At 33.4% G+C, this 16147-nt stretch carries 12 protein-coding genes; 5 read left to right on the forward strand and 7 right to left on the reverse strand.

The genetic code is table 11. The features are described from left to right. Positions 1-212: 212 nt before the first annotated feature. The gene (locus WAF17_RS13330; RefSeq protein ID WP_338760296.1) at positions 213-809 is read left to right on the forward strand and encodes an RluA family pseudouridine synthase; all 597 of its coding nucleotides are present in this window, start codon (positions 213-215) and stop codon (positions 807-809) included. A 171-nt stretch (positions 810-980) separates the two neighbouring features. Further along, positions 981-3071 carry a M13 family metallopeptidase gene (locus WAF17_RS13335; RefSeq protein WP_338760299.1) on the forward strand — a complete coding sequence of 697 codons (2091 nt, stop codon included), beginning with the start codon at positions 981-983 and terminating at the stop codon, positions 3069-3071. Between the two features lie 493 nt (positions 3072-3564). On the opposite strand, the gene bioD is transcribed toward WAF17_RS13335, so the two are convergent. From bioD to WAF17_RS13355, 4 genes are all read right to left on the reverse strand, one after another. Continuing rightward, positions 3565-4203: a dethiobiotin synthase gene (bioD, locus tag WAF17_RS13340; protein ID WP_338760301.1), complete on the reverse strand. Its 639-nt coding sequence runs from the start codon at positions 4201-4203 to the stop codon at positions 3565-3567. Positions 4204-4219: 16 nt separating this feature from the next. Further along, on the reverse strand, positions 4220-4744 hold the full coding sequence (locus WAF17_RS13345) for a hypothetical protein (RefSeq protein ID WP_338760304.1): 525 nt from the start codon (positions 4742-4744) through the stop codon (positions 4220-4222). A 179-nt stretch (positions 4745-4923) separates the two neighbouring features. After that, positions 4924-5739 carry an SDR family oxidoreductase gene (locus tag WAF17_RS13350; RefSeq protein WP_338760306.1) on the reverse strand — a complete coding sequence of 272 codons (816 nt, stop codon included), beginning with the start codon at positions 5737-5739 and terminating at the stop codon, positions 4924-4926. Between the two features lie 76 nt (positions 5740-5815). Further along, positions 5816-6391 carry a TetR/AcrR family transcriptional regulator gene (locus tag WAF17_RS13355; RefSeq protein ID WP_338760309.1) on the reverse strand — a complete coding sequence of 192 codons (576 nt, stop codon included), beginning with the start codon at positions 6389-6391 and terminating at the stop codon, positions 5816-5818. Between the two features lie 218 nt (positions 6392-6609). Here WAF17_RS13355 and WAF17_RS13360 point away from each other — a divergent pair, with 218 nt between their 5' ends. After that, positions 6610-7248 (forward strand): DNA-3-methyladenine glycosylase, encoded by a 639-nt coding sequence (locus WAF17_RS13360; protein WP_338760311.1) that lies wholly within the window; start codon positions 6610-6612, stop codon positions 7246-7248. Positions 7249-7348: 100 nt separating this feature from the next. Here the strand turns inward: WAF17_RS13360 and WAF17_RS13365 are convergent, their stop codons facing one another. The 3 genes from WAF17_RS13365 to WAF17_RS13375 form a co-directional block, all read right to left on the reverse strand. Next, positions 7349-12352, reverse strand: coding sequence for a C25 family cysteine peptidase (locus WAF17_RS13365; RefSeq protein WP_338760314.1), 5004 nt, complete (start codon positions 12350-12352; stop codon positions 7349-7351). Positions 12353-12439: 87 nt separating this feature from the next. After that, positions 12440-13630, reverse strand: coding sequence for a hypothetical protein (locus WAF17_RS13370; protein WP_338760317.1), 1191 nt, complete (start codon positions 13628-13630; stop codon positions 12440-12442). Positions 13631-13878: 248 nt separating this feature from the next. Continuing rightward, a complete protein-coding gene (locus WAF17_RS13375; RefSeq protein ID WP_338760320.1) occupies positions 13879-14334 on the reverse strand; it encodes a hypothetical protein in 456 nt (151 codons plus the stop codon). A 677-nt stretch (positions 14335-15011) separates the two neighbouring features. Between WAF17_RS13375 and lysM the strand changes: the two genes are divergently transcribed. Together lysM and WAF17_RS13385 are read left to right on the forward strand one after the other, a co-directional pair. Next, complete coding sequence (gene lysM / locus WAF17_RS13380) at positions 15012-15503, forward strand: peptidoglycan-binding protein LysM (RefSeq protein WP_338760323.1); 492 nt, start codon at positions 15012-15014, stop codon at positions 15501-15503. Positions 15504-15596: 93 nt separating this feature from the next. Next, positions 15597-16145 carry a Crp/Fnr family transcriptional regulator gene (locus WAF17_RS13385; protein ID WP_338760326.1) on the forward strand — a complete coding sequence of 183 codons (549 nt, stop codon included), beginning with the start codon at positions 15597-15599 and terminating at the stop codon, positions 16143-16145. Positions 16146-16147 lie beyond the last annotated feature (2 nt).

The raw sequence follows: 16147 nt of genomic DNA on the forward strand, positions 1-16147 counted from the left end.
AAGAATATGGAGTAGGTATTTTTGCTTTAGTTTCTACTAAATCAGCTTGGAAAAAAGCATTAAAGAAAAATTACATTACAGTCAATAATAAACCTGCCACGACAGCTACTTTCATAAATGGTGGAGAAATAATTGTTTTATCGATTCCAAAAGAAGAAAAGCCAAAAAGAGAGTTTATTTTTCCTTTAAAAGTTCTTTTTGAAGATGAATATTTGGCAATTATTCACAAACCTGCTGGTATTTTAGTAAGTGGGAATAGTTTCAAAACGATTGCAAATGCGCTTCCTCAAAACCTAAAAAAGAGTAATCTTGATGATTCTACTATTCCTCAGCCTGTTCATCGCCTAGATTATGGAACAACAGGAGTTTTGCTTGTTGGAAAAACGGCGAGTAGTATTCGTGCTTTGAATAAATTATTTGAAAATAAGGAAATAGAAAAAATGTATTATGCTGTTTCGATTGGAAAAATGAAGGAGTTAGGAGGAATAATAAAGACAGAAGTGGATAAAAAAGAAGCACAATCAGATTATCAAATTATCAAATCTGTAAAGTCAGAACGATTTGAGTTTCTGAATTTGGTAAAATTAGAACCCAAAACAGGAAGAAGACATCAACTCAGAGTGCATTTAGCAAGTATAGGAAATCCAATTTTGGGAGATAAAGATTATGGAATTGAAAATCTTATTTTGAATGGCAAGGGAATTTATCTACACGCTTATCGTTTAGAATTTGTTCATCCATTTACAAAAGAAATTATTTCTATAGAAGATGAATTGCCTCAGAAATTTTTAAAGTTATTCAATCCATAGAGTAGTTATTTGTGATTTATTTCCATAAAAAAACAAAAGTAGTTAGGATATTTTACTAATATTCTTTAAAACTTCATGGCTATTTTTTGGACAGTTTCTGAATTATGTATCTTGCTATGATATTTAACTTAAACTAGCCATACACAAACATTTTATCCCTATTTCAAATTTATGAAACATTCTATCTACAAAATTGGAGCTGTTACGCTTGGTCTGACTATCGGATTGGGTCTAACTTCTTGCAATGAACCAAAGAAATCTACTGCTACTGAAGCAACAGAAGAAGTAGCAACAGACAACAGACCAACTGATTATTTGGCTATTGATTTAGCTAATTTTGACACCACTGTTCGTCCTCAAGACGACTTTTTTATGTTTGTCAATGGAAGTTGGCTCAAAAACAATCCTATTCCTGCCTCTGAAACTCGTTGGACAAGTTTTAGTGAAATTTTAGAAAGAAATAGAGAAATTTTGAAACGAGTTGCTGAAAATGCAGCAAACAATACTTCTGTTTCGCCTACATCTGCTGAAGGACATGTGGCAATGCTTTACAAAAGTGGAATGAATGAAGAAAAGCGTGAAGAAATGGGCATGAACCCTATGCTTCCTTATGTAGAAGCAATTAATAAAGCGACTACTTTAGAGGAGTTTTTGAAAGTTTCGGCAGACCAAAAGTCTGTTGCAGGGGGCTTGTTTAGTATGTATGTAACTGCTGATGAAAAAAACAGTTCGACAAATGCTCTTTATCTTAATCAAGGTGGGACTTCTCTTCCAAAATCATATTACGAGGTTGCAGACCTTAAAGAAAAATTAAATGCTTTCGAAAAGCATGTTTCTAATATGTTTGTTTTGATGGGAGAAGATGAAGAAACAGCAGCAAAAAAAGCAAAAAATGTAGTAGCCATTGAAACGGCACTAGCTAAAGTTTCTCGTACACCAGCAGAGCGCAGAGATTCAGAAAAAAATTATAATAAAATGAGCTTTGCAGAGCTTCAAAAACTTTCTCCAAATGTAGATTGGAAAGCGCATCTGTCTGATGTTGGCGTTCCGAATATCGAAAGCATAGAAAATGTAATTTTAGGAACACCTGAATTTTTTACAGGATTAAGTAAAGTTTTGAAAGCTAATTCTTTAGATGCTCTTAAAGATTATCAAAAGTATCAATTGGCAAGTAGTTTTGCTAATTTCTTGAATAAAGAGTTTGAGCAAGAAGCATTTGATTTCTACAACAAAACAATGCGTGGACAAAATGAAATGCAAGAGCGTTGGAAACTTGTCTTGAATGTAATTGATAGAAGTGTAGGTCATTCATTGGGGCAGCTTTATGTAAAAGAAGCATTTAGTCCGAAGGCAAAAGAACGTGCAGAAATCATGATAAAAGATGTTCGTGCAAGTTTTGAAGACCATATAAAAGGCTTAGAATGGATGGGAGAAGAAACCAAAAAACAAGCACTCACAAAACTTTCTGCTATCACTACAAAAATAGGTTATCCTGATACGTGGAAAACCTATGAAGGTCTTGAGCTTTCAGAAGATAATTATGCTCAAAACTTTATGAATGCTAGTGCTTGGTGGCTAAAAGACAACTTAAATAAAGTAGGAAAGCCTGTTGATAAGTCAGAATGGCACATGACACCTTCTACTGTAAATGCCTATTACAGCCCAACAAGCAATGAAATTGTATTTCCTGCTGGAATCCTTCAACCTCCTTTCTTTAGCGAATATGCTGATGATGCTGTGAACTATGGTGGAATTGGTGCAGTTATCGGACACGAAATTTCTCACGGTTTTGACGACCAAGGGAGTCAGTACGACGCAGAAGGAAATATGAATAATTGGTGGACAGACACAGACAAATCACAATTTAAAGAGCGTACAACTTCACTTGTTAATCAATACAGCGAGTACACAGTTTTGGAAGATATTAATGTGAAAGGAGATGCTACTTTAGGTGAAAATATTGCTGATTTGGGTGGAATGGCTGTTGCTTATGATGCGCTTCAAAAGGCGTGGGCAAGAGATGGCAAACCAGAAAATGAAGATGGATTTACACCAGAACAACGTTTCTTTATCAGTTGGGCGCAAATTTGGCGTGTAAACTTTACAGATGATGAACTTCGTAACCGAATTGAAACAGATTATCACTCACCAGGAATGTTTCGTGCAAATGGTCCTTTGAGTAATTTTGACCCATTCTTTACAGCTTTTGATGTAAAAGAAGGAGATAAAATGCGTAGAGAAAAACAAATCGTTATTTGGTAGAAAATTGCTAAACAGTTTTTTGATTCTTATTTTTTAGAATTTAGACAAAATAAAAATCCCTTTTTTACATAAAAAGGGATTTTTTGTCTTTTAGAAAGTTATGACTGAATAACTTAAAAATGAGCAGTTGCAAAAAATATTCATTATCGGTTAATGAAAACAAACTACTGATTATTCTGATTTTACTTTCTGTTTTGGTTCTAAAAAAATAAAGTTACTGTGAAAAATTTTTGCTTGTCATGATTTCCTACTAAAATCATAGCTTACAAATCAGTTACTTTGAGAACCTGTTTTATTTTACTACTTACTTACTTGACTTATATATTTCAATTCTGTTGCCAATGCCAAAAAATACTAAGGTATAGTTTGTTTTTATTTAAAAATGCCTTTTAAAGCATACAAACGCCTATTTTATTTTTTCAATTATTATCAAAGCTATTTTATTTTTTCAAAATAGAAGGATAGTTTTTTCAGAATAGAAAAAAATAAAGTTTTACCACACAATTTGTTGTGTATATTTTTTAATAACCTCTTTTGTAACTTTCTCTTCTTGTTTTATTCGTAAGAGAACTTTAGAGTTTAATTGATGAATAATGTAATCTTCAATAATCTGTTCAGATGTTGGATTTGATTCTCCATTAAAAATGATTCCTTTTAACTTTATATTTCTGTTCTTGATAGCTTCTAAGCTCAAAATAGAATGATTTATACTTCCCAAATAAAGATTACAAACCAAAATGAGAGGTAGATTTAGTTCTTCAATTAAATCAATTACATAATCAGCTTTTCCATTTTGTCCGTCATTTATTGGAACAAACAATCCTCCTGCACCTTCAACAATCAGATTTTTGTTTTTACCTTCTTTTGGAATTTCAAAATCTGATAAATCAATCTTTATATTATCAATCTTGGCAGCAGCGTGAGGCGACATAGGCGCAGTCAGACAAAAACGTTCTTTCAAAAAAATACTTTCTGTATTCGAAACTAGATTTTTTACTTGGTCAGTATCTTTTGGCAAACCTGCTTGTATGGGTTTCCAATAATGCGCCTTTAGAGCTTCTACCAAAATTGCACTTACTACTGTTTTTCCACTGTCTGTTCCGATAGCAGAAACAAAATATTGATGTTGCATAAATAAATATTGTACTTTAATTATTTTTTTCTAATTCAATGAGATTTTCTAAATATTCACTTCCTCTTTTTTCTGCAAAAAAATCTAAACCCAGCATCAAAATAGCCTGAATAGCCAATCCTAAGCCTAAGCCTTTCAATAATTCATTGGAAAAACTACCAAAAATGTTTTGAGAAGCAAAAACAAAATAAAGAATAAGCCCCAAAACAGCCAAACTAATTTCTACATAACGATACGTTACAAAACTTTTCATAACCGTTTTCATGCGTGGAACTTCTTCATTTTGGATTCGCTTTGGTTCTTTTGTAAGGATATTTTCTACTCTTGTGATGTCTTTGGGAGAGCGTACAAAAATTGTTGCTCCGACAACAAGCTGAATCAGTCCAACAAAAATAAGAGAAATTGCCATTCCATAAAAAAATGGTTTTTTCATTACAAAGATAAAATAGAGAGAAATAGCCATAGCAATAACGCCTACGCCCATAAAAAACAAACTTTCGAAGCGTTCGGCATTGAAATAATCTTGTACAAAAGGTGTCATTTTCTATGTTTTCTGATGAACAAAAGTAAAGGTAAGAGCTTGGAATGACTAGATTTTTATACTACTAAACAAAAAAATGCGACCTCCCTAAATCCCTCCGAAGAAGGGACTTTGAATGGTATTTCTCCCCTCCTTCGGAGGGGCTGGGGGAGGTCAAAAGGAAAATGTCTAGTAGTATGCTAGATTTTATAAGAAGATTTTACCAAAGAATAGAAAGCTGTTTCTGGCAGAAGTCTTTTAGCAGGTAGAAGTACATTAGCAGGGTAAGCAATTGGATAACGCATTTTGCTTGAATTACTATTGGCAGCTTTAAAAATCGTTTTGGCTACTTCTATCGAATCTGCTCCTTTTGCTCCTGCTTCCATAGCTACTTTTTCACATTTCTCTACAAAATTATCATAGGCATCTGTATAATCTGGCGCACTAAAAGCACGACTACGCCCATAAAAATCAGTTTTGATCGCTCCTGGTTCGATGATTTTGAGTTGGATATTAAATTGAGCTACTTCATACTGCAAGGATTCTGTAAAACCTTCAACAGCCCATTTTGTAGCGTGATAAATGCTGTACAATGGAAAAGCAACACGTCCACCCACACTAGCAATCTGAATAATTTTGCCTCCATTTTGCTCACGCATAAGTTTGACAGCCTCACGAGTAACTCGCATCAAGCCAAAAACATTAGTATTAAACTGACTTTCAATAAACTCATCACTCATCGATTCAAAAACTCCATCTGCTCCAAAACCTGCGTTATTTACTACGACATCTATTTTTCCAAAATCTTTTTTTGCAGAAGCTAGAGCTGTTTCAATAGTTTCATTTTTAGTTACATCTAGCTCATAGAGTTTAATAGAAGTATTTTTTTGCAGTTCAGTTTCTTTTGAAGGAGTACGCATTGTTGCTGCTACATTCCAGCCTTTTTCTGCAAAATAAAGAGCTGCTTCTCTTCCGATTCCTGTTGATGCGCCTGTGATTAAAATAGTCTTTTTCATAATGAAGTGTTTAATTTTGAGAGTTTAAATGATTTTAAAAGTGAATAAGTATTCATTAAATAAATAAAAAATAGAGTTAGTTTTTGATAGCATCCCAAGACATCTTAAACATAGCCTCTACTTCGTTTTGGGATAGATTCTTTTTTGTTTCTTGTTGTAAATTCACAAGCTGATTTATTACGCCAATAAGCTGACAAACAAGAAGTTCTAAAGGCAAATCTTTAATGAGTTCTTCTGATTTTCCTCTTTCCAAAAGATGATAGATAGGAGAAATAAGCTCTTCTGCATGTGCTCTGTATTCTTCTTTTATAAATGGCGAACGATAATATTGGTCTGTGAAAATACTATATTCTGGGTTTTTGGTGTTTACTTCCATTACTTTAAGCCAAAGTTTGCGAAAGTTTGCCATAAAGCTATCTTTTTCGTTATAATCCAAAAAATACTGTTTGGTTTGTTCTTTTTTTATATAAAGATACAGCACACTAATGAGTTCTTCTTTATCTTTGAAATAAATATACAAAGTACCCGTTGCTAATTTTGCTTCTTTAGCTACCTTGCTCATTTTCAGTCCTGTAAAGCCATTTTCCAAAACTAATTTTAGAGTTGCTTCATAGATTGCCATTACTTTGTTTTCATCTCTAGCTCTTGCCATTATTGTTTTTGTTATTTTCTAATTGATGATACAAAGGTAAATGAATATTTATTCACTTACAATTTTTAGCTGAATGTTTTTTCATTTATTTGAAAATTATTTGTTTTAGTCAATTAAAAAGCGAAAAAATCATATATTTATTTAGCTTCTAACAAATTATGTGTTTTTTGGATTATTGAAAAAAGTTAAAACCATTCATTTTATACTACCTTTTATTTATGTCTAATTTTCAAAAACTTTCAAAATCATTTTATACTCGTTCTGATGTTGTTCAGATTGCAAGAGAACTTTTAGGGAAATATTTGGTAACTGATATAGATGACAAAATCACTATCGGAAAAATTGTCGAAACAGAGGCTTATTGTGGGCAAACTGATAAAGCCTGTCATGCACATCTGAACAAAAAGACGAAGCGCACCAAAATTATGTTTGAAGAAGGTGGCGTAGCGTATGTTTATCTCGTTTATGGAATGTACAAACTTTTCAATATCGTAACGAACGAGTATGGAAAAGCTGATGCTGTTTTGATCCGTGCTGTTGAGCCAATTGAAGGGATAGAAACAATGTTAGAACGCAGAAAAATGGAACAAATAAAAAATGAAGATGGCAGTTTAAAGCTAAAACGAAATCTTACAGCAGGTCCTGGAATACTATCTATTGCGATGGGAATAGAACTTTCAGACTATGGACAATCTTTGAGAGAAAATCGTATTTGGATAGAAGATAGAAAAGAGATAATTGAAGAGAATCAAATTATTGCATCTGCTCGTGTCAATATAGATTATGCAGAGGAAGATAAAGATTTGCCTTGGCGTTTTAGGATAAAAGGCAATAAATGGACAAGCCCTGCAAAATGAAGGTTTTTTATAAGTCTATTTTCGCTTTCAAACAGAAGAACAACAAAAAAGCACAGAACTTATATTCTGTGCTTTTTTTGTCTCAAATATGAATTTCAGATTATCTCATAATATAAATTTTGCCTATATTTTTCTTAAACAAATCATCTTTTGCTGTTTCTCTGTGTTCGAAGTTGAGCTGGTTATCACGAATATCTACTTTATAAAGATAAACACCGTTAGCGAGTTTGTCGCCATACTCATCTGTTCCGTCCCACGTAAAATCAGAAACGTTATCTCCAATCCGTATTGCTCCTAGCTCATCTTTGGTAATCGTTCTGACTATTTTCCCTGTAATGGTCATAATCTGAATACGAATATCATCAGGAACATCTGCGCCTGTGAGTGTAAAGACAAAGTGCATTTTGGTAGAAAATGGATTTGGATAAGGATAGAAATGTGTCAGCGTTGATTTATTGATTACCTCAAAATTGACTTTATATTCTTCTGCTCCTGCTTTGTTTCCACTTTCATCTTGAGCATCTACTGAAAGGGTATATTTTCCATCTTCCAAACGTTCTGGACGATATTCTAAACGGAAATTATTATCCTGTGAAGCAAAATAATTTACATTCTGTCCGTCATAATTCAGTCTTACTCGCTCACAACTATCACACTTGCTCAAATAAAGATTTATTCCAACAGTATCTTGTCGTACCAAAAATTTATTTTCATCACGCAATTGAATAGAAATAAGAGGAGTAGGAGAAATTACATCTCCGTCCATAATCTTTATTCCATCAAAGGCAACATCTAAAACTGGATTTACATTATCAGGAATTACTGTAAAATTGGCTTGTAAGATATTGTTGTCATAGAGCTGTTCGCCCTGTATTCTTGGATTCATAAAGACAGTTAATAAATTATCTCCGAAATACTCCAAGGAATAGAATTTTGCATCAAACAGAAGTTCTTCATTTCTAGCCAAAGAGCTTAATGTATCATAGGATTCTGTCGTAACTCCTGTTTGTGTATTTCTGACGGTATAACGAACAACTAAAGGGTCTGTAAAATCATTACCCGAAATATTACGGAAACGAAAGCGAATATCCACCGAATCACCTGCCGAAACTTGAAGATTTGAATTTTGGCGATAAGAAAGCGTATCATACAATAAAATCCCTTCAGGAACTTCTCTATAAATTACCTGCCAACGGTCTAATTGTGGCGATGTTTTTTCGATAGAATCACTAAGTGTTGCACGTAATCTCAAATACGGATATTGATTTGCATCTATCTGACTAAGTTGAAAATTATCTTGAGTTACATCTTGAGCAAGAGTAGTTTGGAAGCCTGTAAAACTTTCGCCCAAAACATCTATTTTCCATTTATCGTTTCCACTTTCACGTACTTTTCTAAACATATTTCCCCAATCGGCAGCAGGACCAATCAAAGAAGAAGTTACGATTCCTTTATCAGAACGCCCAGAAATAGTAAAGTTTTCATTGATGACTGACGTACTACCTTGAATATTAACTATCAAAGCTGTTCCTTTGGCTGCTCCTTTTCTTCCCACCACTACAAAAGCAGAGCGATTACGCATAGCTCTAAGACGAGCAAACTGTTCGTCTGAAAGCCCCAAACTAGCTAATCTACCCAAATTTCTTCCTTCTCTTCCCATCAATACTGAGTTCATCATAATAACATAACTTCCATCTCTGATATTATCAAAGTAATCGTTCATTTGATCAACACCAAAAAAGATAGCAGGAATACCAGTCGCTGTAAGAGAAGAACCACAAGCTTCATTGGGATAAGGGTTGTAGATAGTTCCTGTACGGTCATCTATCACAACTCCAATTACCCTGTCATCATAACAATCTCCGTTTACTAGCTCAACCCCATTCATTTTGATAAAATAATTTCCTTTTTCGGAAGAGGTTGCTCCTGCTGCTTGTATCTCAAAGTTAAGCTCATAAGGTTTGAATTCCCATTTGCGAGATTGTTCTGTATAGCTAACTCCTTCAAAAGTAGCTTCTTCAAATTGCCCTACATGACTTTGAGACCACCCAGCAGGACTATTACTGATATAAATAAAAGAGGAAGTCGCCCATTCTGGATTATCGTCTCCTTCTGGTTCGGCATAACGAACACGCCAATAATACACCGTACTATCTCTCAAAACAGGTAGATTTACGTTCCATTCCGTTGTGATATAATCTTGTAATACAATTGATTTTTTTGCACTACTATTGAATAGATGAGTGGTATCAAGTTCGTATTCATAGCTTCTTACCTCTGTAAATGGATTGTTGTTTTGGGCAATAAGTGTTGGCGAATTAGAATTTACGATACTGTATTCTTTAGGTGCAAGTGTAATCATCGTACCACGTTGCATAAAATACTCAAAAGAAGCATAGTTATTTGTTTCATCTGATTCTGCTATTTCTTCAAAAAAATCTAAATAGACTTCAAATTTGTTAAGACCAATAGATTTTGCTTTCATACTTTCTGCTACCGAAATATCATAATAAAGAGTGTCTTCATTTGCAATAGAAGGGTAATCTCTGACGGCATAAAAATCGGCTGTTCCATCAGGAAATGTTCTTCTGACACGAAGACTTATTCTTTTGTTATCAAAATCCATAATTCCTAAATTCTTAGCTGCAATCTTTATTCTAAATTTATCACTATTTGCATTTACAACAGTTTCATTTTCTGCAGCTACAAGACTAACACGAGAATTATTTATCATGTAATCTGGCTGAGTGATAGGAACAAGACGAACTGCAGGGTCGCCGTGTAACGTAATTTGTTGTGCAGCAGCTCGTGCAATTTCGTTTTGAAATCCATTTCTTGCCATATATGTACGAAGCATTTTTTGCATTACTTCGCCTATTGGAAGGTTTAGATTTTCTTTTTTTGTAAAAGCATCTTCATAAAAAGTTTGTGTATAAAGACGAAGCTGCCCACTAAAACCAAGCTCTCCATGAGAAAGAAAAAGAATTGCTCCTTTATCTGCTGTAAGTGTCCAATCTTCTGCTAAAGAAGGTTGTGCGCCATATGGATTTCCTGTTCCACATCCATTTACAAGTAGCATTGGATATTTTCCTTTATTTGCATAACCTAAGCGAGAATCACTAGCCTTTCCTACTTCTATATCTGTAAAGTTCACACCTGCGTGTCCGAAAAAAGTAATAAGAGAAAGTCCTTCATTTACTTCTTCCGAAATATCAATAAATTCAACAAAATCAGTTGTTTTTTTAGAAAGCGTCTTTACTTCTGCCCCTAAATATTGTCCTTCTGCAATACTTTCAAAACCTTCTACATACCTTTTAAAACTAGCATGTTCGGATGGAGAATAACCTCCACTGAGGTGTAATAATCTTTTCCTCCAGCTTTGGTCGCCTTCAATGGTTTCGTGTTCTTTTACTTTGTTGAGATAATCAATCACTTGTTTTGGGCTAATGGCAGAAAGACGTGCTGTTGCGAGTGCAGGTTCTAAACTTCCATTTTTTATTCCTGCTGTAAGCATATTGTCAGACCCTGGTAATCCATAAGGTAAAATACTATTACTATTAGGATTTGTAATGAGTATTCCTGTGCTTTTTCCTAAAATAAATAAAAATTTAGGGTCTCCATTTGTCAGCATATAATTTGCAAAACGACGAATAGAAAGTGGGCTTGTTTCGCCATAAGAAAAAATATTATAGAGTTGATCTATTTCTACAATAAGAGGTGTATAACTACCTCCTTCTTGACTCGCACGATAATCTGCGTACGCTTGTGCAACATCAGGATAATCTCCAAAACCTTCTCTTAGATTTTTTGCTGTAAGAATAATATAATCTGCATCTAATGTAGTTATAGGTCTGAAGTTAGCCTTTGTTATTGAAGCTAAAGAAACAGTTTTTATAGCAGCCGAAGCATAAATAACTCTTTCTTGACCTGTATTAGGAACAATCATCGTTCTTTTATTTTCTACACTATCTGCTTGAATTTCTATTACATTTTGAGGATTAGTAATATCAAAAAAGCGAACCTGTGAAGTAGGATTTTCTATTTCAAGATAAGATTTACCTAGTAGGTTAGCTTGTAAATTGAATCTTTTAGTGCTTTCTCCATTCATGCGAGTAGCTTGTGGATATTTTACCCAACCTTCACAATAGGCTATTCTACCTCTTCCAGACACGCTATATAAATCTTCTGTGATAGTTGTAACAGTTCCATCTTGAAAAACACCCAGAGAATCAGGTATTGATTCAGAACGCTCTACTACTTGATAATTCTCAAAATCTACCTCATCAATTACTCTTCTAATTGAGTTCATTTCATAGACTAATCGTACTTTATTAGGTTGATTCATACGCCCAACAATTCTCATTCCTACTTCTGCTTCTACCAAACTATCTCCTACATAATTTCTAACAGGTAGATTGTCAATACGACGAGGATTGTTTTGTCCACTTGTGAGCATTACACTTGCAAATCCTTTTCCTTCTTCCCAATCACTCACTAAACAGCCTCTTCCATTAGTAGAAGTAAAACTTAGTGGATAAAGAGGTCCAAAAGTATAATCGGTAGTGAATGCCCTTCTTGTTTCTTGAATATGAAAACGTTCAGCAGCGAGTGTATCTGTATTCTGCTGATAATATTTTTGAGTACGTAAGCCCTGCTCAGAAACTCTTGTATAAGTAAGAAAATAAACAGATGTATTTCCATATAATGAATGGCTTTCAACTGTACGCTTAGTTGGATCTGGAAAGAGTAGCTTATCATGTTCGCTATCTCTTCTTTTTCCATAAAACTCTACATAATCTAATGAATCCAAACGCCCATCTGCTTCTCCTTCTACTTTTATTGGAATTTCTTTTCCATGATAATACATTTGAAGACGGCTAGGATCAATAGAACTAGGAATACCTGCATCTATAAGTTCTTGAAAATTAATTCTATACAAACCATCTTCATTAATGGTAATTTTGTAATATTCTTTATCATAATCTACCCAGTCCATATACTGACTAAAATCAGATGGAGGAAAATAAAGTTGAGCTGTTGCTTTGTTAGAAAAGGAAAATAGTATTCCCAATACAAATAAAAATGAATATATATGTTTGTTCATAGCTATAATGAATAATTTGTAAATCGTATATTTATTGTCGTTGTGATATTATCTTTACTCCTTAAATTAAAATATGATACTTTTGGTTTACTGCCCTCTTTTATTGGACGCTTTCAAAGAGTTTATTTGTTGTTGATTAAACATAAAACGAAGTGAAAAAACGTGTGAGTAAGGAACAACGGATTGGTCAAAGGCATTTGTGATAGCATAATCAATGACAAACTGTTTGACTACAATACCTACACCAAAGTTGGGTTGATATGTCCAAGATTTGCTACGGTCAAAATCTGTAACTTGTTGAAAATTACCAATTCCACCACGCAAATAAACTATATTTTTGTAGTCTGCCTCTACTCCAAGAGTAGGAGCAACAGAAGCAAAGTCGCCTTTGATAACTGTGTTTCTTCTACCATCAAAGGTAGTTTCTAAACCCAAGCTTCCCATAACTCCAAATTGTGTGTTTTTGCTGCGCCAAGGATAAGATACTCCTAGTGTAACACGTGGAAGAGTTACTTCTAATGAGTTTGTAGGAATTTCATTTCCTGTTCTTGAAAAAGTCTCCCTGACAGCATCACTATTGAAAGAATAAGCATTGTATGTTCCTGTTATATCACGCCCCATAATTCCAATTTGCCAGTTTTTTATTTGTGTCTGCATTCCTACATCAATTCCAAAGCCCCAAGAGGTAGCAAAAATACCAGCCGAACGATGCACTACTTTTGCGTTTGCTCCCAAATAAATAGGATATTTTTTTTCTGCTCTGTATTCTTTTTCTTCTGTTGCTTCTCTTTCTTTTATTTTTAAGCTCATTGCACGAGCATACGAAAACATAAAAGCATACGAAGCCTCTGCAAACGAACCTACGTTATTATAATCTACGTTTCCATTTTCATCTATCAAAAAACGAGTATCAGGAATATCATCAATACCAAAACGAATAACTGAAAAAGCAATTCGATTGGTAGAATCAATAGCAGCCGAAAAACCTCCGTAATCATAATTGGCAATTCCTCCAAAATAAGAAACATGCATCAATGAGAGTTCATATTGTTCCTTAGAGCGCAAAAGACCTGCTGGATTCCAGTAGGCAGCCGTTACATCATCAGTAAAAGAAACAGGTGTTCCTGCCATTGCTAATCCTCTTGCGCCTACTCCAATAGCTAAAAATTCGTTACTGTATTTGGGAGCATTTTGAGCTACTGCCGAAAAGCACAAAAAGAGCATAATCAGAGAAGAGCTAACTAGTTTTATATAAAGAGTAGAAATAGAATTATTCATTAAATAAATAAGAAAAATAAGATGATAAAAACATACTTGAATAGCTTTCTAACTATCTAGTTTTTAAACAGATAAATGCCATATATACAAAGATACACAAATCCTTAAATTTTATTTTTAATAGAATGTAACAAATCATTTATTTAACGTTTTGATTTTCTATGTATAACTCTTCATAAGACAGCAAAAGGCTTTCCAATACGAATATTAGAAAGCCTTTTTTTGTATAAAAAGATTCAAAATTAGGATTAATCCCATTCTTTATCAGCAAACTCTTCTTTTGCTTTGCCTTTTTCATTAAACCATTCTGGTAGTCCGTAGGCGTATCCTTTCTTACCAGGTACGTTATAGCTCTGAATACGGTCTTTGAGTTTGTAAAGTGCAGCAGATAATGCTCTATCTACTTGGATTGCACTACGGTCTCCAATACGGTCGTCTTCGAAAGCCAAATCACGCATTTCGTATTTGAACAAAAGCTCATTTTTTTCTTGTAATTTGTCTAGGATAAATTTCTCCCATTGGATACGTCCACGACGCATTCCTCGCTCACCAGCACTAAAACTACTACTTCTTTCTTCTCCTTTAAGACGTGCAAGAACGGCACGAATATCTTCAGCTTCTTTTGTAATTGCAGCCAGACGGCGTTCGTAACGAGCAGTAATTTCTGCAAGCTGTTGTTCACTAAAATTGACAGTCTTTGTCATAACATTAAAAAATTTGTGTGAAAATCAAGTTATTTTGGGTAAAAAGCAAAAACAAAAAATCATTCTCTTACTTAAAAAGTAATTGGGAATATTATGAAAGAGAATAATAGTATTCAATTTTAAATTCAAACCAAATATTTATTTTATTGCTTACGAAGGCACTTTATTATATTTATAATTTTATTTCAACTTTTTCAACTTTTCAGGAGTTATTGAAAATATATGGGGGCTATTTTCTCTCCTATTTTTTAAAAGTTTTTTAGAAAAAATAGAAATTAATCAATCGTTAAATCAATGTCCTTTTTTATGTTTTATATAAAAATGGTATTCAAGAATATAGTATATAAAATGACTTTGTTGTATGGCAAAAATAACAAAGTTTTTCTAATAACAATAAATTTTGTAAAATTTTTTTAAGGTTTTTGATTTTTTTTTTATTTTCAATGAATACAATCTAGGTTTTATACTTTATTTATATGTACATTTATTTTTTTGTTTTATCTAGCCTTGTGAAGAGAAAGCAGAAAAAATGGCTTTAACTTTGATTTTTGTTTAACAAAATTAATTCTTCAAGAGTAATAAAAACTTTTTCTTATCTTTTGGCTTTATTCATAATGGGATTTCGCAATTCTATTTTTTTAACTTATTTTTCAAGACTTAATTTTTATATTTTCATTATGGGATTATTTTCATTCATTAAAGAAGCAGGTGCAAAAGTATTTGGTAAAAAAGAGGAAAAAAGACAAGCTCCAGACCCTCAAATTGCAAAGCACATAGAAGAAGAACAAAAAGTAGAAAAATCTAAACTAGAATCTCTACGAGACCAAGTCGTAGCTCTAAATATTCCTATCGATAACTTAAATCTTGCTTTTGGTCAATCTGTAACCGTAACTGGAAAAACACAGACGAATGCAGAGCGTGAAAAAATTATCTTAGCTATCGGAAATGTAGAAGGGGTTTCGATTGTGGAAGACAAAATTGAAGTCGTAGAGAAAGAGAAAGAAGCAGAGTTTTATACTGTCAAAAAGGGCGATAGTTTATCCAAGATTGCAGGAGAGTTTTATGATAATGTACAAGCTTATCCAATTATTTTTGAAGCCAACAAACCAATGCTCAAAGACCCTAGTTTGATTTATCCAGGGCAAGTATTGCGTATTCCTGCTCAATAAATTCTTATTAATTCTCAATATTGAAAAGACCTTTACAAATCATTTATGAAGGTCTTTTTTGTGTTCATATAGAACTATTCTGTATCCTCGTTTATGAATCCAATACAACTACTAAAAGAAGCAATAGACAAAAAAGCTCCTGCTTTATGGGACAAAGAAATGATTTTATCAAGAAATGAAATGCTTGTTCGGACAGGAAGTGTTGATAATTGGATTTATTATGTAGAAAGTGGCGCACTAAGAATTTGTGTAGAAAGTGAAAACGAAATTCATACTACTCGCTTTGCATATCGTGGTTCATTAGTTACTGTTTTGGATTCTTTTTTTAGAAATATTCCTACTATTTACTCTATTGAAGCGATTAGAAAATCAAAAGTAGTACGTATGAAGGCAGACGATTTTAAAGACTTTCTTTTGTCAAATACAGAATACACAAACCTTTGGCGCATCTTGTTGGAAGAACTCGTTTTACAACAACTGGAAAGAGAGGTTGATTTATTGAATAACTCTCCTGCTGAAAGATACAAACGTGTTTATCAGCGAAGTCCACAACTTTTTCAAGAAATTCCTCATAAATATATTGCTGCTTACCTTCGAATGACTCCCGAAACATTTAGTCGTTTGCATTCAAATCATAAATAGTT

Source organism: Bernardetia sp. ABR2-2B (assembly GCF_037126435.1).
Taxonomy (GTDB): domain Bacteria; phylum Bacteroidota; class Bacteroidia; order Cytophagales; family Bernardetiaceae; genus Bernardetia.

Bases quoted from the DNA above. Each gene is read 5' to 3' on its own strand.
- bioD (WP_338760301.1), bottom strand. From the start codon at position 4,203: ATGCAACATCAATATTTTGTTTCTGCTATCGGAACAGACAGTGGAAAA.
- WAF17_RS13355 (WP_338760309.1), bottom strand. From the start codon at position 6,391: ATGGCAAGAGCTAGAGATGAAAACAAAGTAATGGCAATCTATGAAGCA.
- WAF17_RS13335 (WP_338760299.1), top strand. From the start codon at position 981: ATGAAACATTCTATCTACAAAATTGGAGCTGTTACGCTTGGTCTGACT.
- WAF17_RS13385 (WP_338760326.1), top strand. From the start codon at position 15,597: ATGAATCCAATACAACTACTAAAAGAAGCAATAGACAAAAAAGCTCCT.
- WAF17_RS13345 (WP_338760304.1), bottom strand. From the start codon at position 4,744: ATGACACCTTTTGTACAAGATTATTTCAATGCCGAACGCTTCGAAAGT.
- WAF17_RS13365 (WP_338760314.1), bottom strand. From the start codon at position 12,352: ATGAACAAACATATATATTCATTTTTATTTGTATTGGGAATACTATTT.
- lysM (WP_338760323.1), top strand. From the start codon at position 15,012: ATGGGATTATTTTCATTCATTAAAGAAGCAGGTGCAAAAGTATTTGGT.
- WAF17_RS13360 (WP_338760311.1), top strand. From the start codon at position 6,610: ATGTCTAATTTTCAAAAACTTTCAAAATCATTTTATACTCGTTCTGAT.
- WAF17_RS13350 (WP_338760306.1), bottom strand. From the start codon at position 5,739: ATGAAAAAGACTATTTTAATCACAGGCGCATCAACAGGAATCGGAAGA.
- WAF17_RS13375 (WP_338760320.1), bottom strand. From the start codon at position 14,334: ATGACAAAGACTGTCAATTTTAGTGAACAACAGCTTGCAGAAATTACT.
- WAF17_RS13370 (WP_338760317.1), bottom strand. From the start codon at position 13,630: ATGAATAATTCTATTTCTACTCTTTATATAAAACTAGTTAGCTCTTCT.